At 63.7% G+C, this 13,998-nt stretch carries 19 protein-coding genes and 1 other RNA gene; 11 read left to right on the forward strand and 9 right to left on the reverse strand.

Features of this window, described 5'->3' with window-relative positions; translation table 11 throughout:
* Window positions 1–23 precede the first annotated feature (23 nt).
* Entirely contained in the window at window positions 24–911 is an 888-nt protein-coding gene (locus tag ACIBG0_RS32865; RefSeq protein WP_397037900.1) for an alpha/beta hydrolase, read from the reverse strand.
* A gap of 107 nt (window positions 912–1,018) precedes the next feature.
* On the opposite strand from ACIBG0_RS32865, the gene rnpB reads away from it, so the two are divergent.
* Both rnpB and ACIBG0_RS32875 read left to right on the forward strand, forming a co-directional pair.
* Window positions 1,019–1,434: RNase P RNA component class A (rnpB, locus tag ACIBG0_RS32870), an RNA gene on the forward strand.
* Between the two features lie 81 nt (window positions 1,435–1,515).
* Window positions 1,516–2,406, forward strand: a complete 891-nt coding sequence (locus tag ACIBG0_RS32875) for a slipin family protein (RefSeq protein WP_397037902.1) — start codon at window positions 1,516–1,518, stop codon at window positions 2,404–2,406.
* 194 nt (window positions 2,407–2,600) lie between these two features.
* Here ACIBG0_RS32875 and ACIBG0_RS32880 read toward each other — a convergent pair whose 3' ends face one another.
* Window positions 2,601–2,984 (reverse strand): hypothetical protein, encoded by a 384-nt coding sequence (locus ACIBG0_RS32880; protein WP_397037904.1) that lies wholly within the window; start codon window positions 2,982–2,984, stop codon window positions 2,601–2,603.
* Window positions 2,985–3,412: 428 nt separating this feature from the next.
* On the opposite strand from ACIBG0_RS32880, the gene ACIBG0_RS32885 reads away from it, so the two are divergent.
* Both ACIBG0_RS32885 and ACIBG0_RS32890 read left to right on the forward strand, forming a co-directional pair.
* Entirely contained in the window at window positions 3,413–3,745 is a 333-nt protein-coding gene (locus ACIBG0_RS32885; RefSeq protein ID WP_364345362.1) for a hypothetical protein, read from the forward strand.
* A 38-nt stretch (window positions 3,746–3,783) separates the two neighbouring features.
* Window positions 3,784–5,523, forward strand: a complete 1,740-nt coding sequence (locus ACIBG0_RS32890) for an RNB domain-containing ribonuclease (protein ID WP_397037905.1) — start codon at window positions 3,784–3,786, stop codon at window positions 5,521–5,523.
* Window positions 5,524–5,851: 328 nt separating this feature from the next.
* Here ACIBG0_RS32890 and ACIBG0_RS32895 read toward each other — a convergent pair whose 3' ends face one another.
* The 4 genes from ACIBG0_RS32895 to ACIBG0_RS32910 form a co-directional block, all read right to left on the reverse strand.
* Entirely contained in the window at window positions 5,852–6,061 is a 210-nt protein-coding gene (locus ACIBG0_RS32895) for a hypothetical protein (protein WP_397037907.1), read from the reverse strand.
* Between the two features lie 13 nt (window positions 6,062–6,074).
* Window positions 6,075–6,524: a hypothetical protein gene (locus ACIBG0_RS32900; RefSeq protein WP_397037909.1), complete on the reverse strand. Its 450-nt coding sequence runs from the start codon at window positions 6,522–6,524 to the stop codon at window positions 6,075–6,077.
* Window positions 6,525–6,682: 158 nt separating this feature from the next.
* The gene (locus ACIBG0_RS32905) at window positions 6,683–6,844 is read right to left on the reverse strand and encodes a hypothetical protein (protein ID WP_397037910.1); all 162 of its coding nucleotides are present in this window, start codon (window positions 6,842–6,844) and stop codon (window positions 6,683–6,685) included.
* A complete protein-coding gene (locus tag ACIBG0_RS32910; protein ID WP_397037912.1) occupies window positions 6,844–6,999 on the reverse strand; it encodes a hypothetical protein in 156 nt (51 codons plus the stop codon). Before ACIBG0_RS32910 ends, ACIBG0_RS32905 begins: the two co-directional genes overlap by 1 nt.
* Before the next feature lie 540 nt (window positions 7,000–7,539).
* On the opposite strand from ACIBG0_RS32910, the gene ACIBG0_RS32915 reads away from it, so the two are divergent.
* From ACIBG0_RS32915 to ACIBG0_RS32935, 5 genes are all read left to right on the forward strand, one after another.
* Window positions 7,540–8,040: a DUF6879 family protein gene (locus ACIBG0_RS32915; protein ID WP_397037914.1), complete on the forward strand. Its 501-nt coding sequence runs from the start codon at window positions 7,540–7,542 to the stop codon at window positions 8,038–8,040.
* A complete protein-coding gene (locus tag ACIBG0_RS32920) occupies window positions 8,037–8,885 on the forward strand; it encodes a helix-turn-helix domain-containing protein (RefSeq protein WP_397037916.1) in 849 nt (282 codons plus the stop codon). The genes ACIBG0_RS32915 and ACIBG0_RS32920 overlap by 4 nt, the downstream gene beginning before the upstream one ends.
* A gap of 231 nt (window positions 8,886–9,116) precedes the next feature.
* Window positions 9,117–10,100, forward strand: coding sequence for a YncE family protein (locus tag ACIBG0_RS32925; RefSeq protein ID WP_397037918.1), 984 nt, complete (start codon window positions 9,117–9,119; stop codon window positions 10,098–10,100).
* 38 nt (window positions 10,101–10,138) lie between these two features.
* On the forward strand, window positions 10,139–10,423 hold the full coding sequence (locus ACIBG0_RS32930) for a hypothetical protein (protein WP_397037919.1): 285 nt from the start codon (window positions 10,139–10,141) through the stop codon (window positions 10,421–10,423).
* Window positions 10,424–10,471: 48 nt separating this feature from the next.
* A complete protein-coding gene (locus ACIBG0_RS32935) occupies window positions 10,472–11,050 on the forward strand; it encodes an NUDIX hydrolase (protein ID WP_397037921.1) in 579 nt (192 codons plus the stop codon).
* 4 nt (window positions 11,051–11,054) lie between these two features.
* Here the strand turns inward: ACIBG0_RS32935 and ACIBG0_RS32940 are convergent, their stop codons facing one another.
* The gene (locus ACIBG0_RS32940; RefSeq protein ID WP_397037923.1) at window positions 11,055–11,474 is read right to left on the reverse strand and encodes a pyridoxamine 5'-phosphate oxidase family protein; all 420 of its coding nucleotides are present in this window, start codon (window positions 11,472–11,474) and stop codon (window positions 11,055–11,057) included.
* A gap of 229 nt (window positions 11,475–11,703) precedes the next feature.
* Between ACIBG0_RS32940 and ACIBG0_RS32945 the strand changes: the two genes are divergently transcribed.
* Together ACIBG0_RS32945 and ACIBG0_RS32950 are read left to right on the forward strand one after the other, a co-directional pair.
* Window positions 11,704–12,114, forward strand: a complete 411-nt coding sequence (locus ACIBG0_RS32945) for a hypothetical protein (RefSeq protein WP_397037925.1) — start codon at window positions 11,704–11,706, stop codon at window positions 12,112–12,114.
* Between the two features lie 265 nt (window positions 12,115–12,379).
* Window positions 12,380–12,886, forward strand: a complete 507-nt coding sequence (locus tag ACIBG0_RS32950; protein WP_397037926.1) for a GNAT family N-acetyltransferase — start codon at window positions 12,380–12,382, stop codon at window positions 12,884–12,886.
* A 38-nt stretch (window positions 12,887–12,924) separates the two neighbouring features.
* On the opposite strand, the gene ACIBG0_RS32955 is transcribed toward ACIBG0_RS32950, so the two are convergent.
* Both ACIBG0_RS32955 and ACIBG0_RS32960 read right to left on the reverse strand, forming a co-directional pair.
* Window positions 12,925–13,251, reverse strand: a complete 327-nt coding sequence (locus ACIBG0_RS32955; protein ID WP_397037928.1) for a hypothetical protein — start codon at window positions 13,249–13,251, stop codon at window positions 12,925–12,927.
* Window positions 13,252–13,275: 24 nt separating this feature from the next.
* A complete protein-coding gene (locus ACIBG0_RS32960) occupies window positions 13,276–13,965 on the reverse strand; it encodes a S1 family peptidase (protein WP_397037930.1) in 690 nt (229 codons plus the stop codon).
* Window positions 13,966–13,998: the final 33 nt, after the last annotated feature.

Raw genomic sequence — 13,998 nt, forward strand, 5'->3', positions numbered from 1 at the left:
GCATCCGGCCATGGTCATTCCAGCTAGGGCCGCAGCACCGACACCAGGAACTCGGTCTGGTCGTACACCGCCTGCTCGAACACATCGTCGAAGTAGACATCGAAATGCCCTACCGGATAACGCTTTACGATCGCGTGCTTGGTGCGTTCGGCCGCGCGCAGGGTCGGCTTCGGCGGTGCGATGGTGTCGTTATCGGCGATCGCGTAGAAGACCGGCATCTTCAATGCCTTGGCCCGGCGGCCGGGGGAATCGAACAGTGTCGAGAATGCCACGCGGGCAGCGACTTTCGGTTCGTAGGTCTCGCTCTCATCGGCGAGCCTGCCGTAACCCTCCGGCGCATCCGGCGCGCTCATCAGCGCCGCTGAACGCTTGCGACCGGCCAACCGCACGCGAACAGGCTTGCGCCGGATCGGACCGACGAGCAGATCGGTGGCCGCGATGGTGGCCACCTTGGTCAGGCTGGTCGGGCCCTTCGCAATCGCCGAGGCCCAGCCGCTGGTGAACGGTACCTGAGCGACCACAGCCGCGATGTAGTCGTCATCGGGCGCGACCGACAGCACATGGCCGCCGCCGAAAGAGGTACCCCATAGTGCAATTCGGGTCGCGTCGAAGCCGCGCAGCGTGCGCGCGTAAGCGATGGCCGAGCGCCAGTCCGCACGCTGCCGAGCGATATGCAGCAGCTGACGCGGCGCACCCTGGCTGGCTCCGAAATGGCGGTAATCGAATACCAACACACCCATCCCGGCGGCGGCGAAGCGCCGGGCGTACCTATCCAGACCCATCTCCCGGTTTGCGCCGAGTCCATGCCCCATGACAACGAGTGGGCGGGGCTTGGGGATGCCAGCGGGGGGATATAGCCAGGCAGCGCAGTGCTCGCTACCCGAGGGAAAACTGACCTCGACACGTTCCATGGCACCTCACCGTACTGTTTCGGTCCGAACTCTTGCCCCCCGACCGGTCACCAGGTCAGGCCAGTCAACAACGTACCCGTTGATCGAAGTAGGCTAAACGCTGCGGACGAGTTGGCCGGGCGGCCGCGGTGATGGGAACGGGTACGTGAGTGCCGCCGCCCGTCGCCGAGGAAAGTCCGGACTCCACAGAGCAGGGCGGTTGCTAACGGCAACCCGGGGCGACCCGCGGGAAAGTGCCACAGAAAACAGACCGCCCACGATCCCTCGGGATCGTGCGGTGAGGGTGAAACGGTGCGGTAAGAGCGCACCAGCGCCCCGGGTGACCGGGGCGGCTAGGTAAACCCCGCCCGGAGCAAGGTCGAAGGTCGCACCGTTCGCGGTGCGGCTGCGCAGGTGTTCGAGGGCTGCTCGCCCGAGCCTGCGGGTGGACCGCTCGAGGCACCCGGCAACGGTGTGTCCAGATGGATGGCCGTCACCCGGTGGGAACCGGGGACAGGATCCGGCTTACAGGTCAACTCGTCCGCCCTGCAATCCGGTGCCATGATGGAAGTGGACCGCTGAGCCGGAATTCGGTGCGGTCAGGCACTTCGTACGGGGTGTAGCCATGGATATTCTTGGTGTTATCGGGGCGATTATCGGGGTGGGAGCAATCGCGGGCGGGGTGCTCACCGCGATGAGCGCACGCATTGTCGCCCAATACGAGAAAGGGCTGGTGTTCCGGTTCGGCCGCGTGGTCGGAACCCGAGATCCCGGACTCCGCATGCTGATTCCATTTATCGACCGGATGCGCAAGGTCTCCACACAGATCGTCACCATGCCGGTGCCCGCGCAGGACGGCATCACCCGCGACAACGTGACGGTGCGCGTCGACGCGGTGGTCTACTTCCGGGTGATCGATCCGGTGTGCGCGGTGGTTGAAGTACAGAACTATCTGTTCGCGGTGGGGCAGGTGGCGCAGACATCCTTGCGTTCGATCATTGGAAAGAGTGATCTGGACAGCCTGTTGTCCAATCGCGAGGAGTTGAACAAGGGGCTGGAGATCATGATCGATAGCCCGGCGCTCAGCTGGGGTATCCATATCGATCGGGTGGAGATCAAGGATGTGTCGATACCGGATGCACTGAAGCGCTCGATGTCGCGGCAGGCCGAGGCGGAACGGGAACGGCGGGCACGCGTGATATCCGCCGAGGGTGAATTGCAGGCCTCGAAGAAGTTGGCGCAGGCGGGCGCGCAAATGTCGGAATCCCCCGCGTCACTGCAGCTGCGATTGCTGGAGACCGTGGTTCAGGTTGCGGCGGAAAAGAATTCGACATTGGTGCTGCCGTTCCCGGTGGAATTGCTGCGATTCCTGGAACGGGGCACACCCACCGGGGAAACCACCACTGAGGCCACGACCCCATCCGAAGCCACACCGGAGATCACCCCGCCCGAGCCGACACCGGCGCTCGGTCAGGGAAACACGCCCGCGGCCGAACAAGATGGAACGCGCCCGTAACACAACGGGCGTATACCGATACGGGTACGGCAGCGATCGTGCGCCGTACGACCGCATCGGTAGCACAACGTAAGGAAACCGGGCCGATGTCCATACTGATTCCCGTGATCGCGATCGTCGTCATGATCACGGTGGGGTATGTATTGAAATACCTGCCCAATTACCTGCCGTGGCTGAAGGATTGAGCTTTCGGCTCAGCAGAGCATTTTCGCCATCTGATAGATCGCCTGGGCCTCTTCCTTGGAGGCCTCCCCGGCGGCGCCCTTTGTGCGCTTGACGACGTTCGGAACGACCTCGTCCTCGCTCTTGCCGGCCTTGATGTCCTTGCACGTCTCGACCAGGATGTCGCGGATCTTGGCGTCGTCTTTGCCCTCGGCGAGTTTGGGGAAGGCGCTGCGGTAGCTGACGACAAACGTCCCCGCCTTGACATTGTCCAACGTCTCGCCGCCCGCGGCCTTGGCCGCCGAAGTCGTCGCGGAAGCGGGCGCGGCCGAAGAGTCATTGTTATCGCCGCAACCGGCAAGGAGCAGGGCTGACACGGTAAAGCAGGCCGCGATTGCGGCGGTAGTTCTGGTCACGCAGCGGGATGCTAGCGGCACTTGGGAAACGTCGCCTCCCGTCTGGTTAACGGAAGGCGACGAAGACCGCATCGCTGACGGTGAGGTCAGAGCGGGTTGACCATGAAAACCTGAGCCCAATACGCCGCCTGCTCGGGGCCGAGTAGAGGCATCAGGTAATCGAAAAGAATCGTTGACATCAGTGGATAACTCCCAATTGTCGACGTACGGGTCACTTGCGAATGTGCGGGAAAAGCTCGATCCCGCCACGCCGGGGAACCCTAGCAGCCGGGCCGTGACGCCGCCGGGTTCGGCGTGTCCGGCATGGCGATTCGGTTGGAGCTGGCCTAGAACGTGAGCGACGTCATAGAGTAGGCGCCGTTGGTAAGACCCGTTGCCGGTCCGCCACGAAATCACATTCTTCGATCACGGAAGCAGGTCACAACTCTATGCGGATTGTTCGTTCACTGGTCGCCGGTGCGCTCATCGCCGGGGCCGCATCGGTTTTCGCCATGCTGGGCACCGGGTCCGCCTCGGCGGTCGCGGTCACCCCGCTGGCGGGTGGGGTCCAGGTCGACCTCAACTCGGCCGACACTGCCTGGGTGCACCAGAATCACATCGGGCAGGCCATCGCCGGTCTGCCGCATCCGTCGGCGGCATCGTTCGGCCAGGCGCTGGACGCGGCGGCGGACGTTTCCGCCGGTGTCCCGGGTGGACGGGTGACCTTTACCGTGTACGGCCCGCTCAATGAATTGAACGGCACCATGCTGGCACTGCAGTAGCGACCGACTGCGACAGCGTGGAACTCCACCAGCGGATCGTGTCGGCACCGGTCGATTTCGGCGCCATTCGATCCGAATTCGGATTGGCCTCGGCGTATCCCGCCGAGGCCACCGCGGCGGCCCGCGACGCGATCGACGCGTTCGCGGGCGCACGCGCCGATCGCACCGATATTCCATTCGTCACCATCGACCCGCCCGGCGCCATGGATCTGGACCAGGCGGTGCATATCGAACACACCTCTTCCGGTTTCACCGTCCATTACGCGATCGCCGATGTCGGCGCGGTAATCGACCCCGCGGGCCCGCTGGCCCGAGAAGCGGGCGCGCGCGGCCAAACCTTCTATCTCCCCGACGGCACCGTGCCGCTGCACCCGCCGATCCTGTCGGAGAATTCCGCGAGTCTGCTGCCCGACCAGAACAGGCCCGTCGCGCTCTGGACCATCGAATGCGATGAGAACGCGGAGCCGCAACGATTCTCGGTGATCCGGGCCACCGTGCGCTCGCGGGCCCGGCTCGACTACGCCAGCGTCCAAGCCGACGCCGACGCGAACCGCCTGCACCCCTCGATCGCGGCCCTGCCGGAATTCGGCACGCGGCGCATCGAGGCCGGGCTGGCCCGTGGCGCGATCGGGCTGCGCCTGCCCGCCCAGAGCATCATCCGTGACGACAAGGCCGTCGGCCACTGGCGTCTAGTGGTGGAACCGCGCACCGCCGCCGACGACTGGAATGAGCAGATTTCCTTGCTGACCGGTATATGCGCCGCGCAAATCATGTTGCGCGGCGGGGGATCCGACGGTGTGCCCAGTGTTGGTGAGCGGATCGCATTGCTGCGGACCATGCCGCCGCCCACTGAATCGGCGATCGATTCGATGCGCCGGACTGCTGCGGCGTTGGGGGTTGACTGGCCCGCGGATCAGTCTGTCGGACGGTTGTTGGCCAGGCTCGATCCGAACGCGCCTGCGACGTTGGTGCTGATGTCCGAGGCGACAGGGCTGCTGCGTGGTGCGGGATATACGGTGCTCGATGGGGCTGTCGCAGGAGGGAATGGTGCTGGCGCGGTTGCTCGGTCTGCCGGTGGTGCTCCACCCGTAAGCGGTGTGCGATCGACGGGCGGTGGCTGGTCGGCGAGCGATGCGGAGCTTGCGGCTGATTCGCGGTCTGCAGGTGATTCCGAGTCGCGGGGTGGCGTGGGCGCACCGGACAGGGCGGGTTCCGTCGACACGTCAGGCGGCACGGGCTCGGTCGGCGGCAAGGGCTCGGCGGGCATTCGAGGTGCGGTCGGTAGCGCGGGCTCGGTGGGCGGGGGGCGAACCAGTGCCAGGCCAGCGAGTAACCCCCAAACCGGGAACAACCTGCAGCACAGTGCAATCGGCGCGCCGTACGCACACGTCACCGCACCGCTGCGTCGCCTCGCCGACCGTTTCGCCATCGAGATCTGCCTCGCGCGTTGCGCCGGAACCGAAGTCCCGCAATGGGTTCGCGATGGCCTGATCCCCACCGCAGAATCGATGAAGCGCAGCGACAGCCTCGCAGGCAAGGTCGAACGCGCCTGCATCGACCTCACCGAATCCACCCTGCTGGCCGAACGCAGCGGCGCGATCTTCGAAGCCGTCGTAGTACGCGAAGCCAACGGCACCCGCCCCGCCGAGGTCTTCATCGCCGACCCACCAGTCGTAGGCCCCTGCATCGGCGCACCTCCGGAAGGCGCTCAGGTCCGGGTGCGCCTGGTCGCCGCCGACCCCACCACCCGCAAGATCAGCTTCGGTTACCCCGTCTGACGACCTTCCTGACGCGCCGTCCACACGACGGCAAGCAAAGCCCAACGACTACCTAGCCGAGATGATCGGGAAGACAACGAACACCGTTCGCGGGCATCTGTGGCAAGCGCGGAAGCAGGATCTGCTCACCGGAAGCCCCGGCCGTGTCGGGGGGCAGCTCACGAGCAAGGCAACGAAGATCCTCGAACGGATCGTGCCGAACGCACCCCAGCGGGTTATTTAGCAGCTAGGCAGTCTGAATGCCCCCAAACGCCAGGAGAGCCCGGCGAAAACCAGGGCCTACTTCGATCATGGCCGAATGGCCGGGGGCTGCTGATCCCCTCCGTGGTCACTCGTCCGGGGTGTACTCGGCGTACCGCCCCGACGACTTAGGGAAGGTGGCTACTGCCAACTCTCGTGCAGCTTGAACCAGTGCGGCTATGGCCCGGTGCTCTGGACCGAGGTACCGGCCCGCCTCCTCCGTGATCTTTTGGAGCTGGTCTCGCATCCGCTCCGAGGTTTCCTTGTCGAGTACACCGGGGGGTTCCGTGGTAGACATGCCGCTCCCTTGCTCAGAAACGATTCGGGCACTTGGAGGTTGGTACCTCCACGGCGCCGGATGCGTTGGTGTAGGTGAACTGGTGCCCCTGAATCTTGCCCCGTATGCCGACGCTGACGCGCCATTTCCCGGCGTAGCACGCGGCCGACACCGCGTACGAGTGCCCACCGGCCCGGTACGGCGGTGGAATGGTCGAATCGGGACGGGCGGAGGCAGAGACCCACCTACCACCCTCTTGATAGTCCAGCGACAACGTAACTATGTGTTCGTCCGGCGGGACATCACAGGCGGCAATGCCGTCCCCGGTGATCTGGGGCGGTAGCACTGTCGGCACGCTGTGGGTGAATTCGAAATCGCAACTGCGGGCGGCGTGGGCCGTGCCGGTACCGACCGTACCCGCTGGAAGAATGCCGATCAGCACACCCGCAGAGATAAGCCCTAATCGCGCAATTTTGGTCTTCAAAGGGAACCCCCCGAATTTGATGGATTCGAATCGTTCAGTCCGGACATAACTCGCTCTAGAAGATCAGGCGTCGGAGGGTCCCACTCGTCAAACGCAGAGAGAAGAAACAGGCCCAATTTCGCGCCGGGGTCACGTTCCGGAAGATCTTCGCCGGTCATCTAGATACCGCCTTGCTGACGCGTGTCTTCGCGTTCGATCCGTTCCCGAATCGCTTGTACCGACTTCTCTTTCGGCATCCGCTGAGGCCAGAACACCGCCACCACGAACACACCGAGCGGGATACATACCGCCACGACCAGGCCGATATGCCAGTCGAGCATCAGGAAACCTCTGGTTCGGTCGCGTGGCGGCTCGTTTGCTCGGTCCGGGGATCCGGCCCGAACAACTCCAGATACAACGAACCGTCTTCGTCGCCGTTGTCGGAGACCTCCAGCAACCCGCCTGGGAATACGAACAGTCTTGTGCGCCTGTCCATCTCGACTCCTGTAGTCCGATGTTGGTAGGCACCCCGTGACCGGTTGGCGTCACGTGCCACGGGGGCCGACTTCGAACGCTACGAACCGTCTACCGTGTCGGTCCACGATCATGCTCAATCATGCACAGATCGAATATTCCCACTGCACAGTGAGCATCGCTGCGCCACAATCGATTAGGTACGTGCAACCTCGTGCATGACTCAACAGGGAGGTACAGCGATGTCGTTACGTTTTCTAGGCAAAGGCGGAAGCACCAACAACGGATGCCCTACCTTGCTGGCGAAGGACCCTGGCGGGTACGTCGTCCAAGCATGGAAGACAGACCACACCGATACCGTTGAGCTGCCTCACCTACTGCTCGGCTTCTTGGAGCCGGATACGTTCATCGGTGCGACGTTGACCGACACCGGTCGGGGTACGTTTCCGGCTGACCGGTCGACCGATCACGGATGACGAGACACTGAGTCAACTCGACCTGGCTGACGACGAAACGGCTATCGAGGTCCCGAAACTAGAAAGGACGTTCTACGGTGCGGCTAGTGCCCGATGAGGGTTTTCCGGGTCTGCTCCGGACCTGCAAGCGGGAAGCGTTCCACCTCGAAGTGCTCGACTCCTATGCCGAGCCGTACGAGAACGAACCGCTTCGGCGGTTCCTCGCGGGTGAACCCGATGACTACGCCTGGTTCCAAGACTGGAGCGACCTCGCGGAGGAGACAACCGCCCGAGGTGTAGCGGTTACGCGGGTCCGTATCGTCACGGTCCCTCATACCGACTACACCCGATTCTCAATGGCCGCAGCCGAACTCAACACCAAGGCTGGTGAGGGCATCCGGTACCTGCCCCGGCATCTCGCCGGGGAAGTACCGCCCGATGACTGGTGGCTGTTCGATGACGAGATGGTCATTTTCTCCGCATTCGGAGAGTCCGGGGGGTGGTCCGGGGCGGTAACCACCGACCCGTACATTGCCGCTTACTGCCACGGACTAAAAGAACGGTTCTGGTCTCTGGCTGTACGTTATTCGGAGTACGTCACGCGGTGACCGATTCCGTAGACCAGCAACGCGAATCTCTCGGGGCACGGCTTCGGGAGATTCGTTTTACTGCGCGTATATCCGGCGCAGAACTAGCGCGGCGTAATGACTGGGACCCTAGCAAGGTCTCGAAGATCGAGTACGGCAGAATCAAGCCGTCGCCTGACGATATATCCGCGTACTGCCGAGAGTGCAAGGCGGAAGACCAGCTAGCGGACCTGCTCGCCACCCGGCAAAACATAGAATCCGCATACCTCGAATGGCGGAAGATCCTCGGTACCGGAACCAAGCGCCGCCAACAAGCATCCATCAAATGGGAATCCGAAGCTCGGATACTTCGATCGTATGAGCCTGTGCTAATTCCGGGTCTGCTCCAAACGGCCGACTACGCTACCGGCATCCTGCGGAAGGTTATCGAGTTCCAGCAGATACCAAACGATCTAGACGAAGGCGTCTCGAAGAGGATGCAACGCCAACAGGTCTTGTATCAGCGAGACCATCTTTTCCACTTCGTCATCGCCGAACAAGCTCTATATACGACGGTCGGAGACGATCAGACCATGATCGGACAACTAGACCGACTGCTGGCCGTTCAGGGGATGCCACGGGTGACGTTAGGGATAGTTCCGTTTATGGCACCGTTCGAAACTGCAACAACCAGCTTCTTAATGTTCGACTCAAAAATGGTTTTGGTCGAGGGTATCACGGCAGAGCTGAACGTTACTCAGCCGAGAGAAATAAAGGTGTATCACCGGACGTTCGATATCCTGGTTAATCAGTCCGTGACCGGCGAGGCTGCACGGACGTTGATCGGGGCAGCACTCGACAAACGACGCGGACGGCCCGCGGAATGACGAACCGGGGGCTCTCGGCTTGATTACCCGTACGGTGGATTGATCAGAGAACCGAGACAACCGAACACGGCCGAGCACACGCATACGCGTCATATTAGATAACCCCTGGTCAGGCGTGATCTCCAGCTTTCATAATCGGAGAACTCGAAGGATCCCTCGTGCTCTACAAACTCGCGGGCCTGTGCTGAGTTCATTAGCCTGAAACCACGATCACCTCCTTGGGAGGCTGCGATGTGGCGGATGGGCCTGGCCTGCGCGGTCGCCATAGTTGCGACCGGCTGCGGTGGCGCCGTGCCGTCCGACGCACTGCCGCTGCGTCAGGTCGGGCAGCTCGATTTGCCTGGTGCCGCAGGGCGATTCGATTACATGAGTCTCGATGCCGGGTCCGGTCTGCTGTGGCTGGCGCATATGGGTGCGGGTGCGGTTGTCGAGGTCGATATTCGTTCGCATCGGGTGGTGCGGACCATTTCGGATCTGCCGGATGTGCACGGTGTGCTGGCGATCCCACAGCGGCGGCGGACCTACGCGACCGCGACGGGACGCAACCAGCTCGCGGCCATCGATTCGGAGACCGGTGCAATCGTGTGGACCACGCCGACCGGCGACTATCCGGACGGACTCGCCTACGATTCACGACGCGCCGCCGTGTGGACCACCGATCAACGCGCCGGGACCGAGACAGTCGTCGACGCCGATACCGGAACCTTCCGTGGCACAGTGTCATTGGGAGGAGAGGTCGGCAATGTGGTCTACGACGCCGATGCCGATCGCATGGTTGTCGCGGTGCAGGGCAAGGGAGATCTCGCGGTCATCGATCCGGCGACGCTGGCGGTGACCGATCGGATTCCGGTCCCTGGCTGCGCCGGACCGCACGGCCAGGCCCTCGATGCGGCCGATCAGCTGATGTTCGTGGGTTGTGAGGACAATGCGCGTCTGGTCACGGTCGATCTCACCCATCGGAATGTGGTCGACGAGAACAGCGTCGGCGAAACTCCCGATGTGCTGGTCTATGACGCCTCGGCCCAGCGGTTGTATGTGGCCGCCGAGAGCGGTTGGGTGAATCTGCTCGAGCAGCGTGCGGGGCATACGACCGCGGTGGGGTCGAGGCATCTCGCTGCCGGCGCGCACACGGTTGCCGTCGATCCGCAGAGCCATCACAGCTTCTTCCCGCTTCCGAAGGGACCGGTGCTGCTGGAGTTCGAGCCGTCGAAGTAGGTCGCGGTAGAGTTCATGGCGGAAGTGGGGTGCGTGGGATGACCGATCCATTGGCACTGGAGATTCGCCGGCAGCAGGTGTTTCGTCGGCTGCGGGAATTGCGTGGGGAGTTGGCCGGGCTCGATGCCGATTACGGTTCGTTGCAGGCCTCGGGGATATTGGTCGATACCGAGGGGATCGGGGCGCTCACCACCCCGGCTTACTGCATTGCCGGGGCGCGGGAAGTCTTCGAGGAGACCATGATCGAGCTCGATGCCGCCGCGGATGCGCTCGATCGCGCCGGGGTTTACACCACGCGGCTGCGCCCGGTCGTCCTGGAATAGTCCGCGCTGCGCGAAACCTGTCGGTGCCCGCGACTACAGTCGCCTGCCATGAACCTCGCGACCGCGACCGTCGCCGCTATCGTCGATGGGATCACGCCGCTCGATGCGCTCGAGCTGCAGCAGATCGAGGACACCAGGGCCTGGCTGGCTTCGACCGATGATGTATTCCGTCGCATCAAACCCGACACTCCCCCGCGGCATCTGGTCTCGTATGTGGTGCTCGTCGACCCGCGAGCGCGCAGTGTCCTGCTCGGCCAGCATCTCCTGGCTGGACTGTGGCTGCCGACCGGCGGTCATATCTCACCGGGAGAACATCCGCTGGCGGCCGCCGGACGCGAGGCCACGGAGGAGTTGGGCATCGATCCCGAATTCACCGTCATCGGAACCGAACCGCTGTTCCTCAGCGTCACCACGACGGTAGGTACCCACGCGGGACACCAGGATGTCAGCCTCTGGTACGTCATCCACGGCGACCGCACCCGCGAATACACCTTGGACCCGGGTGAATTCGGTGCGGCACGCTGGTGGGATATCGACACCTTCGACCGGATCGACGCCGATCCACATTTCGCGCGCTTCCTCACCAAACTCGAACCGATACTGCCCGAGAGGATTCCGGACCTTTGAGCGACTACCGATCACCCTCTTCCGGTCCCACGTACTCGATTCCGGTGACGATATCGGGCAGGATTCTGGTCACTCGATCACCGGCACCGACCGTGCGAGCAGGCAAGAACTGCTGGTAGTGCACGATTTCTTTGTGGTCGCGCACGGTGTCGGCGATACCGGTCACGATCACACACCAGCCGAGGGAGGTTCGGTGGTCGATAGCGTCCACCTCGTAGGCCACGACTTGACGATCGAGCGAACCGGTCGTCGCGGCGTCGGCGTAGATGACCAGATGCTCCTCGACCATCGCGTGGCTGACCGGGCGAATCGCGGGTAAGGCGTAACGCGAGAACGCGACACGCCCGAATCCGATCGTGCCCAGCAGGTGCAGTGCGGTATCGACCGACAGTTCGCGTGACTCCCGCACACCTTCTACTGCCATACCCCATTGTCCACCAGTTCGCGGCGCGAAGCACCCTCTATCGATCACCTCACTCCGGACAGGCGGTGAACATGTTGCCTAGCAAGCAATTACACTGTACGAAGGATAAACAGGTATCGGTTTTCCGAAGGAGCCGTTCGTACCCGCTGAAATCGGGCGCAGTCGAATGGCCACGTCTCCGGGGTCCCGAAACGTGGCCACCATTATCAACGACTCAGGAGGAATTTCGATGCCCGACGATGTGCGGTCGAGCTCCCGGACCGGCGCCCGCGGCGGCAGCAGCCGAAGCACGTGGCGCAGCAGGCCGCGCCGATCATTCGGCCCCGCCAAGGAGCTATCCGGAAACGCCACCGCGTTCGCCGACTCCAGCGATCGGCTGGTGCGCCGCCTCTTCGACACCGGGCTGCGGCTGCACAAACTCCGCATGGTTTTCGATCGGCCGGATCCGAGCGCCGCTGAATTGCGAACGGCCAGTGATGCGATCGCCGCGATGCTCGACGATCTGGATGGGCTGATCCGCGAAACCGGACTTGCCATGCTGGATCTCGCCCACGAACGAGACACCGAGACAACCGAATCGCTGCGCGACCAAGCGATACACGACGGACGACTGACGAATCGTCGCGGACGACTGCGCTGAGCCGACGACTCGGCGCATTTGACGTCCTCCCCGCCCTGAACTACGGAGATTCGTCCGCTAGGCGGCAGTCGGTTCCAGCTTCGCGGACCGGCTAGCGCCGAGGTCTTCACAGGCGGTCACCGCACGTCCCGCGGCAAGAATGTCCTTGGCGGCGTTCACGTCCGCGTTCTCGCTGTACCCACACGTGGTGCGCTGGAAGTGCGCTTGGCTCTCACGGCTCCTCGCAGGTTTGCGCGAGGCAGCGGTGTCGATGCACGATCGCCGGATGAGGGTGCGGCAGTTGGGTGAGGGCGAGTGGACGGTCGCCCGGGAGATCCGGCTCGATGCTCTGGCGGGATCGCCACCGGGGACGTTCGCTTCGAGGTTCGAAGTGGCGTCGCGGTGGGATGAGGCGCAGTGGCGGCAGTGGATGGGTACGCGGCTGCTGTTCGTCGCCGAGCACGACGGCCGAGTCGTCGGCTCGGCGGGCATCGTCACCAAGGCCGACAGTCCGCCGATCGTGGTGTCGGTCTGGGTGAACCCGAACGCACGCGGCACCGGAGCATCGGATTCCCTGCTGGCCGCCACCATCGACTGGGCCAGGGCATATCGTCACGGGGAACTTCGGCTCTGGGTGGTCGAGGGCAACCATCACGCCGAGTCCTTGTATCTGCGAACAGGTTTCGCCTTCACCGGATGCCAACAGCGGTGCGGAGAGGATGATCCGCGGCTGGAGAACGAGATGTTCATCGCGGTGACGTCCGATGTAGGACCTGCTCGACCTCCCGGATGACATCTCGACGGGCGCACTCCCCGCATGGCACCGATAGTTCAGATCCCGGCCCGCCGCACCCCACTCAGCTCCAGCGCCGCCAGCACCGCCACCCACACAGCACCGATCAACAGGAACGCGACTCCGAGCCCGGTCAACTCGAGCAGACCCGAGAATGCCAACACGACCAGCGCGAGCGCCGAGACCACATTGACCCCGATAACAGCAATCGCATGACTCGGCACGAGATCCGGGTACCCGGCAATGAGCAGCAGTGCGAGTCCGCCACCGACCATCGCGACGCCGAACGGGATGGACCAAGCGGTCGGCAGCCCCAACGGCCCGCGCAGCGCCGCCGCCCCGGCCAGCATGACAATGCCGAACACCCCGGTGCCCGGACTCGCGGCGGATCAGATGACCTGGAATCCGCTACCGACCCCGCCGGTGGCGTCCACGGCCTGAAGTATCTTATCGATCGGGGCGAAGAATGCCGGTGAGTGAATGGGTATCGCCGGGAAGATGCACGGAATATTGAACCCGACGCCGTTGATTCCGGTCAGCCGCCCCTGATTCATGCCGACCAGCCGATCACCGACGGTAACCGGACCACCGGAATCGCCAGGCTTGGAACAGGATTGGTTGATCGTCGTGCCCTCTAGCGAACCCCAGACCACACCGCAGTCGAATCGGCTGCTGCGCCCGCTCGTGCACACCGGTTCACCGGGCGCTGGTGCCGCACCGATTCCCGCGATGGTGGTCGGGCCGACATCGCGCACGGGCGTGACCTTGTTCGAATCGAATTGCAGCACAGCGAAATCGAGGCCTTCGCCGTCATCGGAGTAGGCCACCGTGCCGATCACACCGGCATCCAGGAAGCGCTCGGCGCCGAATCGCGAGCCGGTCGGGGCGCAGTGCCCCGCGGTCAGTCCGACCAGCTGTCCGGCGTTGTCGTAGCCGATCGCGGTCAGCGAGCACGCGGAGTTGTTATCGAAGACCAGGCCGGAGCCACCGCCGACCACAGCATTCCCGGCCGCCTGCGCGGTTCCGGCCCCCACGAGTCCCACAGCGGCCGAGCACAGCGCGATCATTCCCAACTTCACGGCAACCACTCTCCTTCTCGAAAAACCTTGGCC

The sequence above is a fragment of the Nocardia sp. NPDC050630 genome (assembly GCF_044457245.1).
Classification (GTDB): domain Bacteria; phylum Actinomycetota; class Actinomycetes; order Mycobacteriales; family Mycobacteriaceae; genus Nocardia.